Genomic DNA, 23,305 nt, shown 5'->3' with positions numbered 1-23,305 from the left:
TTGACTATTTTTTAAATCCATGGCATACTCAATGTGAAAATAATTAAAGATACAAAAATGCAAAAGCAAATGAAAATGTAATTTATATAGGAGGAAATATAGTTGGAATTTTCAGATGGAGAATTACTAGTAATGGAAGAATTATGGAAGGGCGATGTCTTAGACGAAAATGGAGAAATCCAAGCTCTTGCCTTATCAAAAATATTGATGGAAAAGTACGATATAAGTAAAACATCTTGCTACACCTTTTTTGGAAGATTAGTAGAAAAAGGGGCGATAGCTAGGAGATATCCTAAATATACAATTAGAGTACTTGTATCAAGGGAAGATGCTCTTTTGAATAAGCAAAAAGAAGCCTTTCACAAACTTTTTAAGGGATCACTTTTAAATATTTGCAAAACGTTTTTACAAAACGAAGAAGTCACAAAAGAAGAAATAGAAGAAATGAAAAAATTAATAGATAGCTTTGACGAAGAGGACCAAGAGGAAGATAAGGATGGCAATAAGTCTAGTTAGGGTAATTACTCTAGAAAAATCTATAAAAAGTCTTTACTTACTAGTTCTAATTTTCTTAGTTAGACCAACCTTAAATAAAAAATCCTTCAGGTCAGCAAGCCTTGTTTTGTGGATAGTCTTATTAGTCTACTTAATAAGTCCCTATGAACTTGAAATCGGAATAGAAAGTGTAAAGGGAAATTTTATCTTACTTGCTATAACAAATTTTTTTGATTCTTCTCTAGGATTGTTAGTAAATAAAATAGGCTCTATATTTTTTAAACTAAACCGACTAATAGGTTCGATTTTGATTTTTACTTATTTGGGAATAAAAATTTATAAATTCAATAAAGTAATGAAAGGCTCTACCCTTACCCAAAATACTTTATGTAAGAAAAAAATAAGGAAATTTGGACTAAAAAGAAAAGTAGAGATTTATATCAATAACAATTTAAAAACTCCCCTTACCTTTGGAATTTTAAAACCAAAGATAATCCTACAAGATCATATACTAGCTGATGAAAAATTACTAGACCATGTTTTAATCCATGAATTAATGCACATAAAGAAATTTCATATTTTACTAACCCACCTGATAAATATTGTAGTCTGCATATATTGGTACAATCCACTCTTATGGCTGAGCTTAAAATATCTAGACCGGGACATTGAAATCAACTGTGATAAGCTAGTGGTTGAAAACTTAGGAGACACAATAAAAAACAGAAAAGAATATTGCGTGTCAATGCTAAAGTTATTAGAAATAGGAAGTAATACAAATAATTTAGTTTTAAAATTAAACCCAAATAAAGAAAGGATACTTATTATGAAACAATGGAAGAAGACACTTACAGGATTGGTAGTATTTATATTGACATTTACATTTTGTTTACCAGTATTTGCCAATGTGGCTGATCTAAATCAAAATAGGATTGATACAAAAGGTGAAATAGTCACTAATATTAATTCTGAATTTGGAGATAGGGTTCAAATAATAAGTGACGAAGAGTATCAAAAGTTAGAATTAGGAGAAGTATCGAGAACAGGTCTCAGAGCAGCAAATGTTGATGAGAATATAAGATTAAAAAGATTTGATAAGATAGACTATGAATTTAACATGGATACCTGGACAGGTCCAGTTCATGATGGTTTTACAGTCAGATTAAAAGATAGGTCTTGCTCTGGAGGAGTTGATTATTCAGTAATTATTGAAGAAAATGGAAAAATCATCTATGATAAAAGATTTGCTTCAGATTCAATATTAAAGGTTAAGGCTAATAGAAGAAGCAATTATATAGTTACAATTGTTAATAGGTCAAATAAAACATTATCAGGAAAGGTGAAGATAAATTCATATGTCAGGTAGATGGGAGGTGAATTGATAATAAACTTAAATCCTATTAGGTATAGAAATGGCGATTAGTTTAGATACTATATTCTATAATATAGCTAGAAACAAGAGTTGGAAAAATAGATAATATTTGATTTTAATGTCAAATATATTGAGGTTAAGCAAAATTATATGAGGAGGTTAGAAATGAAGAGAAGATTTACTCTATTAATAGCCATGGTGATGCTGTTAACAGCAATGGCAACAAATGTAATTGATTCATCAGCAAATAATAACTCAAAAGTCAGCCCTAAAGAATGGCAAGAATGGTTTAATGGTCTAAGTAAAGAGGAACAATTAAGTGTAAACTATGAGCCAAGTCAAGTTTTAACAGCACTTAGTGCTAATGAAGTTTCAAAAGTTAATATTGACGACAAATATGAAACCAAAACCTTTTTGACAGAACTGCAGAACCTATATCCGACCATGGAAAAAAAGTCTATAAATCAATATATATCATCTTATATTGAGATTTTCAATATGTACAGGGGTATGTATCCAAATCTTTCAAATAAGGCTATCGCAGAAAAAGCAAAAGCGAATATGTTAAATAAGATAGAGTATATGATTGATGATTCAGAGTATGAAGCTAAGGATATTATAATCCGCTCAGCTAAAGAACCTGATGGGTATGAAGCCATTGTCGACTATATAAATAAAAATCTCAAGCCTAATTACTACGCTACTTTGGACACGACAGAAGAAAATATAAATATTCTAAAAAGACATATTAATAGTTTACCAAACGAAGTCAAAGAATCAGCATTGTTATATATTGAAGATATGGAATCAGGAGATAATTTCGACGAAACAATTGCTAAAAAATGTTTTTCAAGCAAAAATTTTTTAGTTGAATCTAGGGATGCGAAAGGATCTACGCATTTTCAAATCCGCTTGTTAAAAGGAAGTGTAGCTACTTTTGCTAGAGAAAAATGGAAAAAAGGTGATACCGTAGTCATTAAGTTAAAGTCTTTAAAAGGAAATGATTTAGAAGTAGGTATTTTGCCTGCCGAAGACATTAAAGCTGGCTGGGGCTATAATGATTATGGTGCTCCTATAAAAAAGAGTGTAGAAAACCCAGAAGATGAGGTAAAATTTACTATTCCAAATGATGGAGAATATGGAATTTACGTTAAAGATATGAAATCAAATGCTTTTTCTTTTCTAGAATTATTTAGGGGAAAAGAAATAGTATCTACAAAGTCGGAAGGGAAAAAATCAGAAAAAGATCATGGTCATGAATTAAATAAACATAATTGTATTGAATTTGAGTTAGAAGTAAATAAAAAATTTATAAATCCTTTAACTGAAACAGAAGGATTGGAATAAAATTATTAAGGAGGAAAAGATTAAGAAATCAATTAGTTTAACTATGGCTTTAATGCTGTTGTTGGCAATGGTAATGCCAACTTCTAGTTTTGCGATGGATAAAAAAACACCGCAAGTAGAATACAAGATTTAGAAACTCCGATAGTTGAGGATTTTGATGGTTTTATGATTGTACCTTTCGCCAATCATTTGACAATAGATAGCGAGAGTATTGGTAATAGTGGAATATCGTGGGATCAACCAAAGAACTATAACGCATATCGTGAAACCTTTAGGTTTATCGCAACATAGACATGGAAAAAAGTAGGTATATCAAGGACAAGTATAAACAAAATAGAAACTGGGAAAACAATTCCGAGTTTTAAAACTGCTAACGATATAGCAAATGCTTTAGGGGTTTGTAAATATCAGATTTTTGATTTGGACGGAGAAGAAACATATATATGTCATAGTCGTAATTGTTGTTAGGAATTATATGACTATATTTAGTTAGTAAAATGGAGGTGGTGTTAATGAACTTAAAAGTTGTAGCAAAAGTTTTCGGCTCTTTAATTCCTGCTATGATCGGGACATATTTGTTAGTTAAAGATTATATAGCAGCAGCAAATCATCCTGAATGGAGTGTTTCGCCAATGGTAATGTGGGTGAAATTTGGCGTAGGTTTGATTGTTAGCATCATCTTGCTCTTTGTTGTTTTTAGACAAAAGAATTAAACAGTTTTTGTGTTTTAAAATAATACAAATAGAAAAAATAAAGTTAAAAGCTATATTATAGCGTAGCGACTAAGATTGCATTCTTAGTCGCTTTTTATTTGATATATAAATGAAAGGAAACAAGAAAATGAAAAATTTAGAAAAAATAAGAAAAGAGTACAGAGAAATAAAAGATAAAATAGACGATACAGAAGAAAGATTAAGGCAACTAAAAAATCAAGAAAAAAAGATATTAAAACAAGACATAGTGAAAAAAAGAAAAGAAAGAACTCATAGGCTAATAACAAGAGGAGCAATCTTAGAAAGCCTTATAGAAAATGCAGAAGAACTAACAGATGAAGAAATAAAAATCCTAGTAGAAGAAGCAACAAAGACAAAAGAATTCAAAGAAACACTAAAAATAATGAGAGAAAATTAGAAAAAATAAAATAATCAAATCTCCCTTAGATTTTCTAAGGGCGCAATTATACACCCTAAAGGGTGCTTGCGTGCCTTTAGAGCCAAACCCTTGCAGCGACCAACAACCATTCGCTTTGGGTCTGCCCCAGCCAATTATCTCCAACGAAAATTTATTTGAGTTGTAGAGATAATCAGGCGAGGGTATTAAAAGTCAAGGGTAAATAAACTCGCTAAGGCTCGCCCTTGACTTTTAAAATTTGAAATGAACAAAACAATTAAGCCGACTAACTGCCTGTACCCGTAAGGGTGAAACAACAAAATTAATTCAGTAGTCGACTTTTTTAATTCTATCAGGGTCTGCCCCTGCCAATCATTCACCACGAGCTTGCGAGTGGATTGAATGATTAGGCAAAGGGTATTTCAAAACGCTCATTCACAAAGTGGATATAGAAATCTATTAAGCCTCCACCTAAAACAACAAAAAAGAAAGGAAGTGATAAAAATGGCAGACAGTTTTCATTTTTCAGTAAACATAATATCAAGAGGAAAAGGAAAAAGTGCAGTAGCAAGTGCAGCATATATAAGTGGAGAAAAAATAAAAAATAAATGGGACGGAGTAGCCCATGACTACACCAAAAAACAAGGAGTAATTAGCAAAGAAATATTTTTGCCAGATCACGCACCAGAAGAATATAAAGACCGAAAAACATTGTGGAACTCGGTAGAACTATTTGAGAAAAATTCTAATGCCCAACTTGCAAGAAACTTTATCATATCCCTACCAAAAGAGTTAAACATAGAAGAAAATAAAAAGATGATAGAAGAATATGTTCAAAACAATTTTGTAAAGGAGGGAATGATAGTAGACCTAGCAATTCATGATGAAAGTAGAGAGGGAAATCAAAACATTCATGCTCATATAATGACCATAGTAAGACCAATAAATGAAGATGGAACATGGGGTCAAAAAAATAAAAAAGAATATATCCTAGATGGAAAAGGAGAAAAAGTATTAAACAAAAATGGAAAACCTAAAACAAGAAAAGTAGAACTAACAACCTGGAACGATAAAGGCAATGTAGAAAAATGGAGAGAAAATTTTTCAGACCTTTGTAATGAATATCTAGAAAAAAATAATATAGAAAAAAGAGTAGACCATAGGAGTTTTAAAAGACAAGGCATAAAACAAATACCAACAATACATCTAGGAGCAAGTGCTAGTGCAATGGAAAGAAAAGGAATAAGAACGGAAAAAGGAGATATAAATCGTGAAATAAAAAAACAGAATGAACTATTAAAAAAGGTTCTATAATAAATGTTGGGGTCCCCCTAGACTCCAACATTTATTTTTTGCCATAAAAAATGCACTTATCTCTTTTTTCCTTTACAATAAAGTTACCACACTAAACAGAAAGGGTGAGATAAGTGCAAAACTATACTAACACAAATCTATTGAATTTAAAAGGTGTCTCTATTGACGAGGTGGTCTCTTTTGATGATCACATTGATGTAAAACTCCATTCTTTATACAAGGAGGGACTTTGTCCTGTTTGTGGTCATAAGACCTCTCGCATCCATGATTATCGTCTGCAAAGGATCCAACACACGCCTATTGGCTTACGGAAGGTCTTTCTTTTTCTTCGGAAGAAGCGCTTTGTTTGTCCTCATTGTCAGAAGCGCTTTTATGAGTCTTTGGATTTCTTAGCTCCCTATTCTAGACGGACTAAGGATCTCCACTTCTTTATCCAAGACCAATTAAAACAGGTCCGGTCTTTATCCTCCATTGCCAAGGACTTGGGTTTATCTTCCTCTTGTCTCACAAACTATCTAAAGTTGGCTCCAAGGAGGCGGCCAAATCTTCCTCGGGTCTTAAGTATGGATGAGTTTAAGGGAAATGCTGGTGGGGATAAATACCAATGTATTCTAGTGGATCCAATCCATCACCAGGTACTGGATATTTTACCCTCTCGACGAAAAAAGGCTTTGATGGACTACTTTTCTTCTTTTCCCAAGGAAGAACGAAGAAGGGTGAAGTATGTGGTTATGGATATGAGTCATCTTTTCTACGCCGTCTTAAAGGAATTCTTCCCTCAAGCCACCTTCATTGCGGATAAGTTTCATTTTGCAAGACAAGTCTTTTGGGCCTTAGAGAATGTCCGCAAGACACGACAAAAGACAAGGGATGCAAAGTATCGCCTCTACTTTAAACGGTCCAAGTCCATCCTACGGAAAAAAGGCAGTCGGCTAAGCCCCGAAGAAAAAGAAAAATTGGAGCTAATGCTTTGGCAAGACAAGGAAATCAAAGAAGCTTATCTTTTAAAAGAACGCTTTTATGACGTCTTAGATGCCTCCAGCAAAGAAGAAGCAAGACAGGCCTTAGACAAGTGGCTGTGGGTTGCTAAAGAAAGTGGATTAAAGGAATTTAAAGCCAGTATTCGGGCCTATGAAAACTGGAAAGAAGAAATCCTAAACGCCTTTTCCACAGGCATCACCAATGGACAAACAGAAGGCTTTAACAACAAAATCAAAGTGATTAAACGGGTTTCCTATGGGTATCGGAATTTTGAGAACTTTAAGAGTCGTATTTTAATGGTCTTTCGAGCATAAGAAAGGGGCGAGAATAGATCTCGCCCCAACATTTGACAAAGAGCCTTAAAAAACATAGGAAATGAAATAAAGAAAATAACATCATGGTTAGCAGGCTTCAAAGATAAGCTAAAAGAATCATACAGGGAATATAAAGACCAAAGTAAAAAGCAAATCGAAAATGAATCAGGACTCTTTAACCTATATAAATATTTAAGTTTTTATCAAGAAATGCAAGAAAATAATAGAGCTGAATTATCATTTTATGGCAAAAGAAATAAGGCAATCTATGATCTAAAAAGATATGCAAGTGGAATAAATTATCTAAGAGAAAACAAAATAAAAACCATATCAGACTTACAAGGGCATATAAATACCCTAAGAAGTAAAAACTCTGAAATATATAAGACCATAAAAGAAAATAGTCAAAAGATAGAAGACCTTAACAAATGCTTAGCCTATGCAAAGACTGTAAGAAAAACAAAAGAAACCTACCAAAACTATGAGAACAAGAAAATATTCAAAGAAAGCTTCTACAAGAATAATCAAAAGGAAATAGACCAACATATAAGGGCAAGGAACTTAATTGAAAAAATAAGTGGAAAGAAAAATTTAAGAGAAAAAGAATGGTTAGGAGAAATTAAAAACTTAGAAGACGAAATCAGTAAATTAAACACAGAGTCAGAAAAGATAAGGGAAAGATACAAGGAAATAAACCATATTAAATATGCAGTAGAAGTAGTCAATGAAGAATATGGTATCGACCTATCAATAGAAATTGACAAGGCAATTAAGAGAGGAGAAAAAGAAAGTATCATAGAAAAGATAAAAGAGTATAAGCAAGATAGTGATAGTTTTAATAAAAAAAAGACAAATGACTAAAGACTATTACAAAAATCAAGAAAGATAAGACCTGGTAAAAATATCTTATCCAAGCTATAATATGACCAAGAAAATAAAGGCAGATCTAGGAGGTAATAGAGATGAATAAAAAGCAAGAGCTAATAGACGAACTTATAAAAGCAGACCAAGATGGAACATACAAAACATATAAAAGCACAGAAGAAATAAAAGCGATGAACAATGAGGAAATACAGATTATTTATTCCGATATGAAAAACTATCTATCAGATAAAAGAACGCACATAAACTACTAAAGGTGGAAAAGCAAAATAAGAGTAGAAAAACAACAAAAGGTACAAAGACCTAAGTAAGCTATAAAAACATAAAAATAAAGCATTCCACCATCACCAACAACCAAATAAAAACAATCAAAGGGAAGTATAGAAAAATTAAAGCCTATACTTCCCTTTTTTTAATTCAAACAAAGGAGATAAAACATGATAAACGAAGAAATAAATAAGGTTTTTGCTCATTCTTGAAATCTTTTGGTGAGGATATTAGAAAATTTATAAAAAATGCTTGACTTTATAATCTAGTTACGGGAAACTATAGATATAGTATTAAATACTAGGTGGAGGTAATATGATAAATAAAAATTTGAGTGGTATTAGTGAATTTAAGATTCCAAGATACAAGGACTTGCCTGACTTTGGTATATATTTAGAGCAGTTAGTTGAGATTGTTAATAAAACTTTGGAAGTGATGTTTGATGAGGACAATAAATTAACAAAGTCTATGGTCAATAATTATGTCAAGCATAAACTTATACCGGGCCCAATCAAAAAGCGCTATTATCGTGATCACATCGCTTATTGTATAGTGATTACTGTTTTGAAAAACATTTTAACTATGGCTGAGATTGATGATGGCATTTTATTCGAGCTTAAGAAGAGCTCTATAGAAGAGTCGTACAACTACTTTTGTAACAAAGTGGAAGAAGTGTTGAGATTAGTCATAAACATCTTGGAGAAGCAAGATAGCCCTGAGATTAAAGGCACAGCATCTATCAATATAGATCTTGACAATAGAAATGGCTTGACCCTTGCCATTGTCAGCGTTTGCACTAAAGTTATTACACAAAAATTATTAGAATACGAGCTTTTAAAAGCTAAGGAGGACAAATGAGTAAATTAGGATTAATTATAGATACGGCTTGTGATGTGCCAAAAGAAGCATATCAAAAATTAAATATGGCTATGCTGCCTTTATGGGTTCACTTTTCGGACAAATCATACAGAGATTTAATTGATATAGAAAAGGATGAGTTTTATGATTTACTTGATAAGGAACTTCCTAGGACAAGTATACCATCACCAACAGAAGTGAAAGAAGCAATTGATAAAGAATTTGCATCGGGTGCCGATGAAGTTTTAATCATCACAGTTTCATCAGGTTTAAGCGGTGTGAATAATCTTTCAAATCTTGCAGCTAACGACTATGGCGGCAAGGTGAAAGTTTTCGACACAAAAAATGTTGCTATTGGTGCAGGATTTTACGGCTATAGAGCAGCAAGCCTTAGAGATGAGGGTCACAGTGCTGATGAAATTATTAAAATAATGACAGATGATAGGGATAATATGAGGTCTAAGACGTATTTTGCAATACCAGAATTAGATCACTTAATCAAAGGCGGTAGGATTGGCAAAGTTCAAGGCGCCATAGGTCAAATTTTAAATATAAAGCCAATAATCACATGCAATATGGACGGTATTTACTACGCCATCGACAAGGTCAGGGGGTTTGCCAAGGCGCAAAAAAAACTTATTGAAAGGGTTAAGAAAGAACTTAGTGGCACCAAAGATTATTACCTATCTATTTGCCATGGCTCAAATCCTGAGGCATTGATGCTAGCTAAGGAAGCATTAAAAGGTGAAGTTGATAGAGCAAAAATTTACGTTGAAGAACAGATAGCACCAACACTAGCAACACACACAGGTAGAGGTCTTTTGGGTATTGCATATTATAAATTATAAGATGAAAAGCTTAGGAGATGACTCTTAAGCCTTTTTTGGGATTATTGCAGGAAAAATATATACAAGCCAACTTTGTAGAAGAAGGAATGATAGTAGACCTAATAATTCATGATGAAAGTAGATAGGGAAATCAAAATATTCATGTTTATATAATGATCATAGTAAAACTAATAAATGAAGACGGAACATACAAAACATATAAAAGCGCAGAAGAAATAAAATCAATGAACAATGAAGAAATACAGATTATATATTCCAACAATGAAGCCAATAGGCTTAGAAAAGGCAGAAAATGGGGATTTGTCAAAAGAAACTTACGAAACTTACGACAAACTTACGACAGAAAAAATCGACTTTTCAAAAGTAAAAGTAGAGCCATTATTTGAAGATATGGTTGATTTTGATACATTCTCAAAATCTGATTTTAGAGTTGTAAAAGTCAAGAACTGCGAAGAGGTTCCAAAATGAAAAAAACTATTGAAATTTACATTAGATGATGGTTCTGAAAAAGAAAAAGTTATTTTATCTGGTATTAAGGAATATTACAGCGCAGAGTCTTTAATTGGAAAGACACTGCTTGCGATTTGTAATCTTCCTCTACGTAAGATGATGGGAATCGACTCAGAAGGTATGATTATATCTGCAATTTGCGAGTACGACGGAGAAGAAAAACTTAACTTAATAATGTTGGATGATAATATTCCAGCAGGATCAAAATTATATTAAAGAACACGCTAATTATGAAACTGGGGTTTGTTATGAATCCCAGTTTAATTTTTAGGGGTATGTATGAGATGGATAATTAGAATAATTTTATTACCGATAAGATTAGTGCTGAGTTTGCTCATAGCCTTTTTAACCTTCATATTAAGTTTGAGTACTGCGTTGTTAAGCGTAGTTTCTACTTTAATTTTTATAATTGGATTAGCTAGCATATTTCAAGGAGATAATCAAATTGTAATTGAAGCACTAATCTTAGCATTTTTATTTAGCCCATTTGGATTACCTAAATTAGGTATATATGTTATTGGATTATTAGAATTATTAAACTATACAATAAAATCTATTTAAAGAAAAATAAATATTAGACAACCGTAGACGATAGAAATCAATAATTCTGTCGTCTTTTTTATTTCAAAGAAAGGAGGTAGGGATGAATTTTGATTATTTTTATAATAGGCAATCTGAAATGTATAACTTCATTAGGTTGCCTATGGTATTGCTGGAAGATGGGATTTTTGAGAGCATTTCTATTAAATAAATTATTTTGAGAATAAGGTTTACTTATAAAATTACTAAAAATTACTATCTAACAAAAAATAAACGAGCCTTTTTTATTAAAGTTCTTCTATTATATAGGCCAATAAAAAAAGAAAATTATAATAAAAAAGAAAATTATAATATACAAGGCAACATAAGAAAGATAAATTAAAAATATTCTCAATCTTAAAAATATGCCCTTTTTTAAAAAACTGGAAAATTGATTTAAATTTTCAATTTCCTATGTTATAATAATTACGAAAGCGATAATCAAATTCAAGTATTAATTTATTTTGATAAAATTAAAACTAGAAACGAGTGGTTAGATGCTTAGCTTAGTAATGGCACCCTTAAATGTTAATTATAAGATTTTAAGGATTAGGTCTTTAGGAGATAGTAATGTAACTGAGTCCCACCTGGCGAATCTTGATTTTGTCAAAGATGCAGTTATAAAAGTTGTTAATGAGAACGATGGTAATTTAATTGTATATGTTAAAGATTCCAGAGTTGCAATCGGAAAAGATATAGCGAAAAAAATATTAGTAGAGGAGATGTAAGACTTGCAAACTTTAAGAGATGCAGTTGTAGGAAAATACTACATCGTTAAAAAAATCAATGGTTCTGGTCCTCTGATCAGAAATTTACATAAGGAAGGTGGCGCCACTTGGCGACCCTGTGCAAATTAATATTAGACATTATGAACTTAGCATTAGAAAAGCAGATGCTGAATTAATTGCAATTGAAGAAATAGAAAAGAAGGAGGACTAAGATGGCTATTACTATTGCACTTGCCGGCAACCCAATAGTGGGAAGTCAACACTTTTTAACGGCCTCACTGGTTCCAACCAATATGTTGGTAACTGGCCAGGGGTAACTGTTGAAAAAAAGACTGGTAAGTATAAAAAAATAAACACGTTTTTATATTACAATGTTATTAATAAAGATAAGTAGAAAGGATGATTCAAATGAGTAGAAAGAAGATTTTAGGATATATTTCTGCTATTATAGGTTTTTTGTTAGTGCTTGCACCAAAATTTATAACACCCGTTTGTCCTCCTATGGAAGATGGAATGTTTATGAAATGCCATTGGATGGGGAATATGACTATGGGTATTGGTGCAGTCATTTTAGTGTTAGCAATCATTTTTATTATAGTTAAAGATTCAAAAATATCTTTAGGATTAGCTATTTCAAATATAGCAATTGGTGTTTTAGAGATACTAAACACTCATGTGCTTATTGGTGGATGCATGAAAGCCGATATGGCATGCAGAGCAAAAACCATTCCATTTTGCACATTGTTGGCAGGTATATTGGTTTTAGTTAATATTTATTATTGTATGAAAGAAAGACATTCATAATGGAATCAATAATTGAAACTGAAAATTTAAGCAAGAGTTTCAAAAGAGGTTCTAATACGCTTTTTGCTGTTAAAAATGTAAATTTTACCTTGAAGGAGGGAGATTTTGTCAATATAATTGGCAGAAGTGGTTCTGGAAAGTCAACTTTTTTAAATCTTTTGTCTGGTTTATTAAAACCGACTGAAGGTAAAATTTTTGCTAAGGGCAAAAATATAAGTGATTTTTCTGATAGAGAAATTAGCAAATATAGGAATGAAATCATAGGTTTTGTGCCACAAAGTCTAGGAACACTTCCAAATTTAAATGTTTTAGAGAATGTGTCTCTTCCTTATTATCTATTTAAAAGAGATGAATCTGCTTATGAAAAAGCAGCTATGCTCCTTGATTTGATGGGAATTTTGCATCTGAAGGATGATTTTGCTAAAAATTTATCTGGAGGAGAGCTAAAAAGAGTGCTGATAGCCAGATCTATGATTAATTCGCCGGAGCTTTTGATTTTAGATGAGCCTACAAGTGATTTGGATAAAAATACTACTATGGAGATAATGGATTTATTAAAAAAAATAAATTCTAAAGGTACTGCGCTTATTATAGTTACTCATGAGCTTGATATTTTAAAATACGGCAATACACTTTACCAAATGGAAGATGGAAGTTTAATAAAGAAGGGGGGATAGAGATGAATTTATTAAAGAAAATGACTAGCATTTTTGCAATTATGGTAATCATGATTAGCCTAACTTTAACGCCTGTTTTTGCAGCAGAAACAAATTATGGCAACTGGGTTGAAGTCGCTGATGCTATGTCAGAACATTTAGAAAAAGCTGTGGAAGTTTACAAGCCTGGAGATAAGGATGCTAAAAAAGCAGCCACAGATGCAATTAACGTAGCTTACTTTAAATTCTATGAAAAAATTGGATTTGAAAAAACAACTATGTCTGCAATTTCAGGCCAAAGGGGTTCAATGGTTGAACATCAATTTTACAGAGCAAAAAATTCTATCAAAGAAGATGCAGACCCAAAAGAAGTTAAAGATGAAATTGATGCACTTATAACTTATCTTCATGAAGATGCTCATACTCTTGATGGAACCTCTGGAGATTCTAAGTCCAGTGGTCAAAGTCAAGAAGATGCAAATAGCCTTTCAACAGGTCAATTGTTGGGAGAGCTGCTAAAAAGATTTGGTACATTTTTTGCAGTTCTTGGACTTACACTTCGTGAAGGGCTTGAAGCCATTTTAGTTGTAGCTGCCATTGCTGCATATTTATCAAAGACTAATAATAGAATTTATTTAAAAGGTGTATATATTGGAGCCTTGCTAGGCATTGTTTTTTCAGCAGTCCTAGCTGGAGTATTTAATATCATCGCCAATACAGTGGGAGAAGTTGAGTCTGGAATGGGACAAGAAATATTCGAAGGAATTGCGATGTTTCTTGCTGTTATCGTACTATTTTATGTATCCAATTGGATGCTTTCTAAATCTGAAGTTGAAGTTTGGAATAGATACATTAAAAACAAAGTTGAACAATCTGTTTCCAAGGGTAATTATTTTGCCTTATCTTTCACTTCATTCTTAGCAGTAGCAAGAGAGGGTGCAGAACTTATTTTGTTTTTCCAAGGTATGAGAACAGGCATTTCTGATAATCCAATGCATATGTGGATTGGACTTTTAGTTGCCGCCATAATACTTGCAATTGTATATTATTTAATTGCTAAAGTTTCTGTAAGGCTACCATTAAAACCATTCTTTACATTTACTTCTTGGCTAATGTTTATACTTTGCTTGTCTTTCTTAGGAAAGGGCATAGGAGAATTACAAGAAGCAGATGTAATTGGCAGAACTATAGTTCCTTGGATGAATGGATGGTCTGCTGAAGCTATAGGAATATACGATAGGTATGAAAATCTTATCCCACAAATTATTCTATTAGTAGTAACCATTGCTTCTGTTATTTATCAAAATAATAGAAACAAAAAAATTAGAGCTGAGCTTGAAACCAGCCAAGAAAAAAAATAGGAGGGTATTATGTTAAAAAAGAAAAGTTTACTTCTTGTTGTTATGACGCTTGTGTGTGCATTAATGTTTACAGCTTGTGGTAAAAAAGAAGATACAAAAGCTAATAATACAGCTAAAACTTCTACAGAAGAAAAAGCACCAGCTGAAGGAAACAAGAAAGAAGCAGGAGATGCAAAAGCTGCAGCTCCAGGAGAAGATGCAGGATTTGAAGAATTTCCAATTGGCGATGACCAAACTAAAGGACCTTTAGTAATCTCCGGTGTATATTTCCAACCAGTTGATATGGAACCAGCAGGGAACTCAATTCCTAAAGAAGAAGCTGACTGCCATATTGAAGCTGACATTACAGCATCACAAGAAGGTTCAACATTAGGTTATGGTGTTGGTGATTTTGTTCCATGGTTAAAAGTAAAAGCTTATTTACAAAAGAAAGGTTCAGATCATGTTCAAGAAGTTTCTTTCATGCCAATGAACGCATCTGATGGTCCACACTATGGTGCAAATGTTAAATTTGACGAAGGTGTTGGCGTTTATGATGTAAAATTTGAAGTTACTGCACCAGGCAATGACTACTTACTACACGTAGATAAAGAAACTGGTGTAACAGGTAGATTCTGGACAGAACCACTTGTTGCAGAATGGACTGACTTCGAATGGAACGGACCACAATGGTAAAGTTTTAAAAATTTATAATATTTATAAATTGTATATTATTTAATTGCTAAAGTTTCTGTAAGGCTACCATTAAAACCATTCTTTACATTTACTTCTTGGCTAATGTTTATACTTTGCTTGTCTCTCTTAGGAAAGGGCATAGGAGAATTACAAGAAGCAGATGTAATTGGCAGAACTATAGTTCCTTGGATGAATGGATGGTCTGCTGAAGCTATAGGAATATACGATAGGTATGAAAATCTTATCCCACAAATTATTCTATTAGTAGTAACCATTGTTTCTGTTATCTATCAAAATAATAGAAACAAAAAAATTAGAGCTGAGCTTGAAACCAGCCAAGAAAAAAAATAGGAGGGTATTATGTTAAAAAAGAAAAGTTTACTTCTTGTTGTTATGACGCTTGTGTGTGCATTAATGTTTACAGCTTGTGGTAAAAAAGAAGATACAAAAGCTAATAATACAGCTAAAACTTCTACAGAAGAAAAAGCACCAGCTGAAGGAAACAAGAAAGAAGCAGGAGATGCAAAAGCTGCAGCTCCAGGAGAAGATGCAGGATTTGAAGAATTTCCAATTGGCGATGACCAAACTAAAGGACCTTTAGTAATCTCCGGTGTATATTTCCAACCAGTTGATATGGAACCAGCAGGGAACTCAATTCCTAAAGAAGAAGCTGACTGCCATATTGAAGCTGACATTACAGCATCACAAGAAGGTTCAACATTAGGTTATGGTGTTGGTGATTTTGTTCCATGGTTAAAAGTAAAAGCTTATTTACAAAAGAAAGGTTCAGATCATGTTCAAGAAGTTTCTTTCATGCCAATGAACGCATCTGATGGTCCACACTATGGTGCAAATGTTAAATTTGACGAAGGTGTTGGCGTTTATGATGTAAAATTTGAAGTTACTGCACCAGGCAATGACTACTTACTACACGTAGATAAAGAAACTGGTGTAACAGGTAGATTCTGGACAGAACCACTTGTTGCAGAATGGACTGACTTCGAATGGAACGGACCACAATGGTAAAGTTTTAAAAATTTATAATATTTATAAGGGGAATTCATGTTCCCCTTATATGCATTTATGGGGGGGTGAAATTATTTTAAAAATTTTTATTAAAGTTATGGAGGCGGGAATAGCCTTTTCTCTAATGATTTCTTTAATACTTGCCTATTATACAACTAAAGAGAGCAAATATAAAAAGTATGTTATTATAATTTCTTTAGTTTTAGGGGTAATTGCAGCAATTGTTTCAATAATTATAAGAAATATACCTAATTTTATTAATAGAACAGAATTGAATTTCTGGTCTATGGTACCCATAGTTATCTCAGTATTTTTAATATTAATTTTTATGATATTTGAAGATAAGATAAATGCTAAAATTTATGATAACTTCATTTCATCATCGGTTGTTGTATATCTTGTAGGAATTTGTTTTTATTATTTACCGTATGTATTTAACCAATCAAACAAATTTGTATATTATGGCGAAAGTGCTGTTTCAACTATTGTACTTTTTAGGATTTTAGGCTTTGTTTTTGGGATAATCATGATGATTTTATCAGGGCTTGCCATATACAAGTCCTCAGTTAAACTTGAAGGTAAAAACTTAAAGATTATTGTTTTTTTGAGCTTGATATGCTCGGGTATCAGCCAATTTAATATCATAATTCAAAGGTTTTATTCTAAAGGGATTATTCCTAGAAATGTTAACTTTTTTAGAGTTATTGCATTTATAGCTAATCACGAAAATGTGTTTTTATTTGCAACAATGTTAATTATGATAGCTATTCCAGTAATTTTATACAAGCAAAATATTAAAGTTAATGAAGACTATAGCAATAGGGCTCAGTTAAGAAAAATAAAGTATAGAATGAAGAATAAAAGACATTGGGCAATTTTTTTCCTTGCCGTTCTATTTATTAATACTTTTTCATTAACGGTTGGAAAGGCATATTCTAATAAGGAACAGGCCCTTTCACCACCTGAAGATTATCAAACTGAAAATGGAATGATTGTTATTCCTTTAAGTAGCTTAGAGGATATGCATTTGCACAGATATTTGTATAAGGCAAAGGATGGTGCACAAATGAGATTTTTCTGCATTAAAAAATCAGAAGGTTCCTATGGAGTTGTACTTGATGCCTGCGAGATATGTGGTCCATCTGGATATTTTGAAAGAGGCGATGATGTTATTTGTAAGTTGTGCGACGTTGTAATGAATAGGGGTACAATAGGTTTTAAGGGTGGATGTAACCCGATACCTTTCCCATACATTGTCCATGATAAAAAGATAAAGATTGCGCCAAAAGATCTTGACGCATTGTCTTATGTATTTAAGTAGGAGGGCTTATGTTTTGGAGAATAGTTAAAGGAGCGCTTTTTAGACAAAAGGGAAAGATGGCTCTTATTGCATTTACAGTTGCCCTTGGAGCTTCTCTTGCCACTTCAATGTTAAATACCATGCTCGGTGTTGGAGATAAAGTTAATCAAGAATTAAAGACCTATGGAGCAAATATTAATGTATTGCCAAAGGAAGCTTCCCTTCTTGATGATTTGTATGGCATGCAAGAAAAAGAGGGGCAGGTTCAAAAATATTTAAAGGAATCAGAACTTCCTAACATTAAAACTATTTTTTGGGCTTACAATATTGTAGACTATACGCCATATCTTAACACTTGGGTTTCTTGTAATAATGATTCTAAACATACTAAGATGGTAGGAACATGGTTTAATAATCATATGAATTTGCCTACTGGAGAATCAGTTGATACTGGTATGATTAGACTTAAAAACTGGTGGGAAGTTCAAGGCGAGTGGTTATCAGAAAATGATAGCGATTCAGTTATGCTTGGAAAGATTTTTGCAGATAGAAATGGATTTAAAGTTGGTGATGAAATCCAACTAAAAAGCAATAATTTAGACAAAAAATTAAAAGTTAAGGGTATTTTCTCATCAGGTTCTGATGAAGATGCATTTATATATTCTACTTTAAAAACAGCACAAGAATTTGCTGGAGCTACTGGAGTTGTAAATAAAGTTGAAGTATCAGCTCTTACTACACCAGACAATGACTTAGCAAGAAAGGCTGCCAAAAACCCACTATCTTTAACTATTAAGGAAAGGGAAGTATGGTATTGTACAGCTTATGTTTCTGCTATTTGTTATCAAATAACAGAAGTAATGACTGATTCTGTAGCTAAGCCAATTCGCCAAGTTGCAGAAAGTGAAGGAGATATTTTAAATAAGACTACTCTTCTTATGGTTTTAATTACAGTATTAACTTTGATTGGTTCAGGACTTGGTATTTCTAATCTTATTACAGCATCTGTAATGGAAAGATCTAATGAAATTGGACTTCAAAAAGCTATAGGAGCGTCAAATGGAAGGATAATTGGTATAATTCTTGTGGAAATAATTTTGACAGCGATATTTGGAACAGTTATAGGTTACGGAGTTGGTCTGCTACTTACTCAGATTATTGGTCTAACAGTTTTCGGCTCAGCAATAGCTCCAACAGCTATGGTAGTTCCCATTGTAGCAATCCTTATTATTCTTGTTACAATATTGGGTTCAATACCAGCTATAAGATACCTCTTGAATTTAAATCCAACGGAGGTACTACATGGAAGGTAAACAAAGTAAAAATAAATTTTATTTAAAAATGATAATGACTTCCTTGGCAAGAAGACGTGCAAGAATGTTAACAGCACTACTTGCTATAGCTATGGGAGCAACAATTCTTTCAGGGCTTGTTACTATTTACTATGATATTCCTAGACAAATGGGTAAGGAATTCAGGTCTTATGGTGCAAACATGTTGGTAATTCCCACTAACCCTGATAAAAAAATTACCAATGAACAGTTAGATGAAATTAAATCGTTAATTCCATCAGGAAAGCTTGTCGGTCAGGCACCCTATATTTATACAAATGCAAAAATTAATGAACAACCTTATATGCTTGCAGGTACAGATTTAAAGGGAGCGAAAGAAAATTCTCCATACTGGCTTATTGACGGTTCATGGCCTGAAAAATCGAGAGAAGTTTTAATAGGTAATGAAGTTTCAAAGGCTTTGGAATTAAAAGAGGGAGATAAAATTATTATAAATACTCCCAAAGTTTATGGAGAAGGTTCTATAGATACTAATTTTGTTGTTTCAGGAGTTGTAACAACAGGTGGTAAAGAAGAAGAACTTATTTTTATGAGTATTGATGATATTTCAAAGCTTGTTAAAGACAAAAATTTTGATGTCGTAGAATATTCAATAGAAGCTGAACAAAATGAACTTTCAAAAATAGTATCAAATATTTCACAAAAGGATGGATCTCTAACTCCACAAATGGTAAAAAGAGTTACCGCCTCACAAGATATAGTTTTGAACAAATTACAAGCTCTTGTCTTCATTGTAACGATAATAGTATTATTCATAATGATGATATGTGTATCCACAACAATGATGGCTGTTGTAACTGAAAGGCGTAAAGAAATAGGTCTTAAGAAAGCTTTGGGCGCCACAAATTCGTCAGTAATCGTTGACTTTTTAGGTGAAGGAGCATTTTTGGGGGTTTTTGGTGGACTTTTAGGTGTTGCATTAGGATATATATTTGCCAATAGAGTAAGTATTTCGGTATTTGCTAGAAAGGTAAGTTTCTTGCCTCTTTTAGTACCTATGACAATTATTGTCTGTATAGTAATAACTATAGTTGCATCTTTAATACCAGTATCTAAAACTGTTGATATTGATCCAGCTTTAGTGCTTCGTGGAGAATAGAAGGGAATTTTATGGATATATTAAAACTCGTAGACGTTTCAAAAATTTATGGTGAACTTAAAGCCCTTGACAAAATCAATTTAAGTGTAGAAAAGGGCGAATGGATTTCTATAATGGGTCCATCAGGTTCTGGTAAAACAACAATGATGAATATTATTGGTGCCATGGATAAACCTTCACTTGGAGAAGTTATTTTGGATGGTGAAGATATAGCAAAAAAATCACCTAAGGAACTAACAGTTATTAGAAGGGATAAGATAGGACTTATTTTCCAACAATTTCATTTAGTTAATTATTTAAGTGCTTTGGAAAATGTAATGATGTCACAATATTATCATTCTATGCCAGATGCACAAGAAGCAATGGAAGCTTTGGCTGCAGTAGGTCTTGCTGAAAGAGCCAAGCACTTACCCAACCAATTATCAGGTGGGGAACAACAAAGAGTATGCATTGCTAGAGCTCTTATTAATCATCCTACAATACTTTTAGCCGATGAACCTACAGGAAATTTGGATGAAAAGAATGAATATATAGTTCTTGACATATTTGAAAAACTTCACAATGCAGGATCAACAATTATTGTTGTAACTCACGACCCTGAAGTCGGTGAAGAATCTGAAAGAATGATAACTCTTGAACATGGTAAAATTTCAAAAGAAGAAAAAATGAAAAGAAAAAGACCAGTTCTTGATTCTGTAAAAAAAGATGAAAAACTTAAGGAGTTTATATGAGAAAAATTTTAAATGTATTAATAATTTTTTCTTTGGGGCTTGGCCTAGTTGCTTGTGGAGGAGATAAAAAAGAAGAAGCTCCAAGTGTAAGCTATAAGGACGGCACATATCATGGAGAATCTGCCAAAGATGAAAGAGGCGGACTTGTAAAGGTGGATATAAGTGTTAAAGACAATAAGATTGAATCTTGCACAATGCAAAACATTGATGGAGATGGAAAAGAAAAGGACGAATCTTATGGTCAAAGCCAAAATGAAGGACTATATAAGATAGCCCAACAAGCTATAAATCTTGCAAAGTCATACCCAGATAGATTAGTGGAAAAAGGAAATCCTGAAGGAGTGGACGTTATTTCGGGGGCAACACAAACTTACAAGCAATTTATAGAAGCTTGCAATAATGCTCTTGATGGTGCAAAATAATGAAAGATTTATACACAATTAATTTAGCAAAAAAGAATATAGAAAATAAAAAGGCAAGGTCAATTACCTTGATTTTACTTGTAGGAATTTTAACTTTTATTTTATTCATGTCATCATTTATAATTTTTTCTCTTAAAAACGGCATGAAATCTCTATCAGATAGGATGGGAGCAGACATTATAGTAGTCCCAGAAGGTTATGATTCCAAAATTACAGGTGCAATATTAAGGGGAGAACCTAATACATTTTTTTTTGACAAGGATATATTAAATAGAGTAAAAAAAATACCAGGAGTTGAAAAAGCCTGTGGTCAAGTTTATCTAGCTACACTTTCTGCTGGATGCTGTTCTTTTCCCATTCAAGTTATAGGAATTGACTTTTCTGATGACTTTAGCGTTAAACCTTGGCTTGAAAAACAGATTAAAACTCCAATTAAAGCTGGGCAAGTTGTTGTAGGTGCTAACATTGTGGGGACTATTAATCATAAGGTTAAATTTTTTAATCAAGAATTTGAGATAAGAGGTAGGCTTGCAAAAACTGGCATGGGTTTTGATAATTCAGTTTTTATGACAATAGAAGAAACTCATAGATTAGCCAAGGAATATGAAAAGATAATTAATCATCCGGTGGCAAAAAAAGATGATATATCTTCTATTTTAGTAAAAGTTGAAAAAAACAAAGATCCAAAAACAATTCAAAAACTTATTAAAGAAGAATTTAAAAAAGAAAAAGTGTATCCTTTATTGCCAAGAAAAATAATGACAGAAGTTTCAGATTCAGCAAAAAACATGCTTGTATATGTGTATATATTGATAGCTTTGATTTGGATACTAGCTTTCTTTATTTTAAGTCTTGTAAATACCTTATCAGTTAAGGAAAGGAAAAGAGAATTTGCAACCATAAGGATATTAGGAGCAACAAAGAAAAAACTCAGTGAAGTAGTTCTTATTGAATCTATGCTAATTAATGGTACAGGTGCAGTCATAGGTTCTGTGCTTTCCTTTGTTTTAAGTATAACTTTCAATAATATATTTTCATCACTTTTGAATATGCCTTTTTTAAGACCGAATATATTCCTTATGATTTTAATGTTAATAATAGTAATAATTTTGGGAACCTTGTTAGGACCAATATCTTCAATTATTGCTATTAATAAAATAAATAAAGTAGAATTATTATTGATGCAAAGAGATAATGATTAAAATAGGCTATTTGTCAAATTTTGGGGCGAGAACGAATCTCACCCCAAAATTTGACAAAGAGCCAATTATTAAGCTGTACAATAAAATCAATTTAAAGAAAAATAAATATTAGATAATCACTGGCGATAGAAATTAAAAACTCTATCGTCTTTTTTATTTGGAAGAACAACAAATGGTAGAAATGTCAATGAATTTACTGACATGCAGATAATAGCAGCTCATTCATGTGTGAGAGTTTTAGCTGAAACCTTAGTAGGACTTCCCGTTTATTTATATAAAACAGGTTTATCATTTGAAGTAGATAGGATACCAAAAGATAGAAATTTTCAAGGGTAAAAGTCTAGGAAAAAGAACCTAATTCAATATGTAGATTTGTTTATTATACAGCTAAAAATATCATTTGAGTTTAAAATGAGATCCGTATTCTCTTAGGACTGATTTTTTGTAATTTTTGTTTATATTTAGTCTTAATGCTTTTATATTAATCCCTCTTTTATCATAAGAGATAACTCTCTTGAAAGGGCAGGCCTATTACAAGCTAAAAATTTCGCCAAATCCTCTCGGGATAATTTATTAGAAAATAAGGAGTCCTTACCATATTTATCTATATATTTATTAATTTTCTCTCTAATTTTAGGTTTAGAATATATATCTAATTTGTAGGTTAAGTATGAAATTTGATCATTATACAATTTTATAATATTTTCCATAAAAATCGGTCTGCTTGAACAAGACCTTTTATTTTTTTCAAAGATTTTGCCAACATCAAGTGCCAAAACTTTAGAATCTTCTTTTGCAACCATGAATCTATCAGTTAGGGAAGAAAAATTTAAAGAAAAAGAATCTGAAGTCTCATAAATCCTATCTATAATTTCCTTATCATCATCTATTGTAGATAGATCAATCCTTCCGTTCAAAACTATACCTGCCTTAAAGCCCTTAGAAAAATTATATAGATATTGGCCTTTATTAAAAATTAAGGTTTTATGATCAATACAAGAAAGTATATGGCCTATAGTACTTTCGTCTAAACCATAAAATAATTTACTTTTCAAAATAATTTTTTCCATAA

Annotated in this window: 24 protein-coding genes and 7 pseudogenes; 30 read left to right on the top strand and 1 reads right to left on the bottom strand. The window is 32.2% G+C overall.

Translation table 11 applies throughout. The features are described from left to right. Positions 1 to 102 precede the first annotated feature (102 nt). The 30 genes and pseudogenes from BQ7400_RS03775 to BQ7400_RS03645 all read left to right on the top strand — a co-directional run bounded on the left by BQ7400_RS03775 (position 103) and on the right by BQ7400_RS03645 (position 22,233). Positions 103 to 516, top strand: a complete 414-nt coding sequence (locus tag BQ7400_RS03775) for a BlaI/MecI/CopY family transcriptional regulator (protein WP_072469529.1) — start codon at positions 103 to 105, stop codon at positions 514 to 516. After that, positions 497 to 1,861 carry a M56 family metallopeptidase gene (locus BQ7400_RS03770; RefSeq protein ID WP_072469528.1) on the top strand — a complete coding sequence of 455 codons (1,365 nt, stop codon included), beginning with the start codon at positions 497 to 499 and terminating at the stop codon, positions 1,859 to 1,861. The genes BQ7400_RS03775 and BQ7400_RS03770 overlap by 20 nt, the downstream gene beginning before the upstream one ends. 171 nt (positions 1,862 to 2,032) lie before the next feature. After that, the gene (locus BQ7400_RS10795; protein WP_245759406.1) at positions 2,033 to 3,214 is read left to right on the top strand and encodes a hypothetical protein; all 1,182 of its coding nucleotides are present in this window, start codon (positions 2,033 to 2,035) and stop codon (positions 3,212 to 3,214) included. A 309-nt stretch (positions 3,215 to 3,523) separates the two neighbouring features. Continuing rightward, the gene (locus BQ7400_RS10790) at positions 3,524 to 3,682 is read left to right on the top strand and encodes a helix-turn-helix transcriptional regulator (RefSeq protein WP_342741512.1); all 159 of its coding nucleotides are present in this window, start codon (positions 3,524 to 3,526) and stop codon (positions 3,680 to 3,682) included. Positions 3,683 to 3,726: 44 nt separating this feature from the next. Next, on the top strand, positions 3,727 to 3,927 hold the full coding sequence (locus BQ7400_RS03755) for a hypothetical protein (RefSeq protein WP_072469527.1): 201 nt from the start codon (positions 3,727 to 3,729) through the stop codon (positions 3,925 to 3,927). Between the two features lie 127 nt (positions 3,928 to 4,054). After that, positions 4,055 to 4,345: a DUF3847 domain-containing protein gene (locus BQ7400_RS03750; protein ID WP_072469526.1), complete on the top strand. Its 291-nt coding sequence runs from the start codon at positions 4,055 to 4,057 to the stop codon at positions 4,343 to 4,345. 483 nt (positions 4,346 to 4,828) lie between these two features. Then, positions 4,829 to 5,632, top strand: a pseudogene (gene mobQ, locus BQ7400_RS03745) (MobQ family relaxase); the annotation flags it as partial. Positions 5,633 to 5,778: 146 nt separating this feature from the next. Further along, positions 5,779 to 6,933: an ISL3 family transposase gene (locus BQ7400_RS03740; RefSeq protein WP_180371947.1), complete on the top strand. Its 1,155-nt coding sequence runs from the start codon at positions 5,779 to 5,781 to the stop codon at positions 6,931 to 6,933. Between the two features lie 45 nt (positions 6,934 to 6,978). Next, positions 6,979 to 7,822, top strand: a pseudogene (locus BQ7400_RS03735) (MobQ family relaxase); the annotation flags it as partial. A 73-nt stretch (positions 7,823 to 7,895) separates the two neighbouring features. Next, positions 7,896 to 8,069 carry a hypothetical protein gene (locus BQ7400_RS10580; RefSeq protein ID WP_180371946.1) on the top strand — a complete coding sequence of 58 codons (174 nt, stop codon included), beginning with the start codon at positions 7,896 to 7,898 and terminating at the stop codon, positions 8,067 to 8,069. A 328-nt stretch (positions 8,070 to 8,397) separates the two neighbouring features. Beyond that, on the top strand, positions 8,398 to 8,940 hold the full coding sequence (locus tag BQ7400_RS03730) for a DUF1836 domain-containing protein (RefSeq protein ID WP_072469523.1): 543 nt from the start codon (positions 8,398 to 8,400) through the stop codon (positions 8,938 to 8,940). Then, positions 8,937 to 9,788, top strand: coding sequence for a DegV family protein (locus tag BQ7400_RS03725; protein ID WP_072469522.1), 852 nt, complete (start codon positions 8,937 to 8,939; stop codon positions 9,786 to 9,788). Before BQ7400_RS03730 ends, BQ7400_RS03725 begins: the two co-directional genes overlap by 4 nt. Positions 9,789 to 10,034: 246 nt before the next feature. Then, a pseudogene (locus BQ7400_RS03720) lies at positions 10,035 to 10,514 on the top strand (lysine--tRNA ligase); the annotation flags it as partial. A gap of 63 nt (positions 10,515 to 10,577) precedes the next feature. Then, on the top strand, positions 10,578 to 10,859 hold the full coding sequence (locus tag BQ7400_RS03715) for a CD1845 family protein (RefSeq protein WP_034440341.1): 282 nt from the start codon (positions 10,578 to 10,580) through the stop codon (positions 10,857 to 10,859). An 82-nt stretch (positions 10,860 to 10,941) separates the two neighbouring features. Next, a pseudogene (locus BQ7400_RS03710) lies at positions 10,942 to 11,046 on the top strand (replication initiator protein A); the annotation flags it as partial. A 343-nt stretch (positions 11,047 to 11,389) separates the two neighbouring features. Then, complete coding sequence (locus BQ7400_RS03705; RefSeq protein WP_342741510.1) at positions 11,390 to 11,605, top strand: FeoA family protein; 216 nt, start codon at positions 11,390 to 11,392, stop codon at positions 11,603 to 11,605. Between the two features lie 3 nt (positions 11,606 to 11,608). Beyond that, positions 11,609 to 11,816 (top strand): annotated as a pseudogene (locus tag BQ7400_RS10785) (FeoA family protein). Position 11,817: 1 nt separating this feature from the next. Continuing rightward, positions 11,818 to 11,954: pseudogene (locus BQ7400_RS03700) on the top strand (FeoB small GTPase domain-containing protein); the annotation flags it as partial. A 59-nt stretch (positions 11,955 to 12,013) separates the two neighbouring features. Then, the gene (locus BQ7400_RS03695; protein WP_072469520.1) at positions 12,014 to 12,409 is read left to right on the top strand and encodes a DUF4418 family protein; all 396 of its coding nucleotides are present in this window, start codon (positions 12,014 to 12,016) and stop codon (positions 12,407 to 12,409) included. Next, positions 12,409 to 13,086 carry an ABC transporter ATP-binding protein gene (locus BQ7400_RS03690; protein WP_072469519.1) on the top strand — a complete coding sequence of 226 codons (678 nt, stop codon included), beginning with the start codon at positions 12,409 to 12,411 and terminating at the stop codon, positions 13,084 to 13,086. Before BQ7400_RS03695 ends, BQ7400_RS03690 begins: the two co-directional genes overlap by 1 nt. 2 nt (positions 13,087 to 13,088) lie before the next feature. Next, positions 13,089 to 14,426, top strand: coding sequence for an FTR1 family iron permease (locus BQ7400_RS03685; RefSeq protein WP_072469518.1), 1,338 nt, complete (start codon positions 13,089 to 13,091; stop codon positions 14,424 to 14,426). 9 nt (positions 14,427 to 14,435) lie between these two features. Next, the gene (locus BQ7400_RS03680) at positions 14,436 to 15,101 is read left to right on the top strand and encodes an iron transporter (protein WP_072469517.1); all 666 of its coding nucleotides are present in this window, start codon (positions 14,436 to 14,438) and stop codon (positions 15,099 to 15,101) included. Positions 15,102 to 15,128: 27 nt separating this feature from the next. Further along, positions 15,129 to 15,452 (top strand): annotated as a pseudogene (locus tag BQ7400_RS10380) (FTR1 family iron permease); the annotation flags it as partial. Between the two features lie 9 nt (positions 15,453 to 15,461). After that, the gene (locus BQ7400_RS03675) at positions 15,462 to 16,127 is read left to right on the top strand and encodes an iron transporter (protein ID WP_072469517.1); all 666 of its coding nucleotides are present in this window, start codon (positions 15,462 to 15,464) and stop codon (positions 16,125 to 16,127) included. Between the two features lie 97 nt (positions 16,128 to 16,224). Further along, positions 16,225 to 17,448, top strand: a complete 1,224-nt coding sequence (locus BQ7400_RS03670) for a DUF2318 domain-containing protein (RefSeq protein WP_072469656.1) — start codon at positions 16,225 to 16,227, stop codon at positions 17,446 to 17,448. 8 nt (positions 17,449 to 17,456) lie between these two features. After that, the gene (locus tag BQ7400_RS03665; RefSeq protein ID WP_034440365.1) at positions 17,457 to 18,740 is read left to right on the top strand and encodes an ABC transporter permease; all 1,284 of its coding nucleotides are present in this window, start codon (positions 17,457 to 17,459) and stop codon (positions 18,738 to 18,740) included. Beyond that, on the top strand, positions 18,730 to 19,878 hold the full coding sequence (locus BQ7400_RS03660) for an ABC transporter permease (RefSeq protein ID WP_034440367.1): 1,149 nt from the start codon (positions 18,730 to 18,732) through the stop codon (positions 19,876 to 19,878). Before BQ7400_RS03665 ends, BQ7400_RS03660 begins: the two co-directional genes overlap by 11 nt. An 11-nt stretch (positions 19,879 to 19,889) precedes the next feature. Next, positions 19,890 to 20,609 (top strand): ABC transporter ATP-binding protein, encoded by a 720-nt coding sequence (locus BQ7400_RS03655; RefSeq protein ID WP_034440370.1) that lies wholly within the window; start codon positions 19,890 to 19,892, stop codon positions 20,607 to 20,609. Beyond that, a complete protein-coding gene (locus BQ7400_RS03650; RefSeq protein WP_072469516.1) occupies positions 20,606 to 21,031 on the top strand; it encodes an FMN-binding protein in 426 nt (141 codons plus the stop codon). Before BQ7400_RS03655 ends, BQ7400_RS03650 begins: the two co-directional genes overlap by 4 nt. Then, entirely contained in the window at positions 21,031 to 22,233 is a 1,203-nt protein-coding gene (locus tag BQ7400_RS03645) for an ABC transporter permease (protein WP_034440377.1), read from the top strand. The genes BQ7400_RS03650 and BQ7400_RS03645 overlap by 1 nt, the downstream gene beginning before the upstream one ends. 476 nt (positions 22,234 to 22,709) lie before the next feature. On the opposite strand, the gene BQ7400_RS03640 is transcribed toward BQ7400_RS03645, so the two are convergent. Further along, entirely contained in the window at positions 22,710 to 23,303 is a 594-nt protein-coding gene (locus BQ7400_RS03640) for a Crp/Fnr family transcriptional regulator (protein WP_072469515.1), read from the bottom strand. Between the last annotated feature and the right edge of the window lie 2 nt (positions 23,304 to 23,305).

Origin of the sequence: Urinicoccus massiliensis (assembly GCF_900120405.1) — a bacterium.
In the GTDB taxonomy this organism is placed as follows: Bacteria; Bacillota; Clostridia; order Tissierellales; family Peptoniphilaceae; genus Urinicoccus; species Urinicoccus massiliensis.
This window is presented reverse-complemented; position numbering and strand designations above follow the sequence as displayed.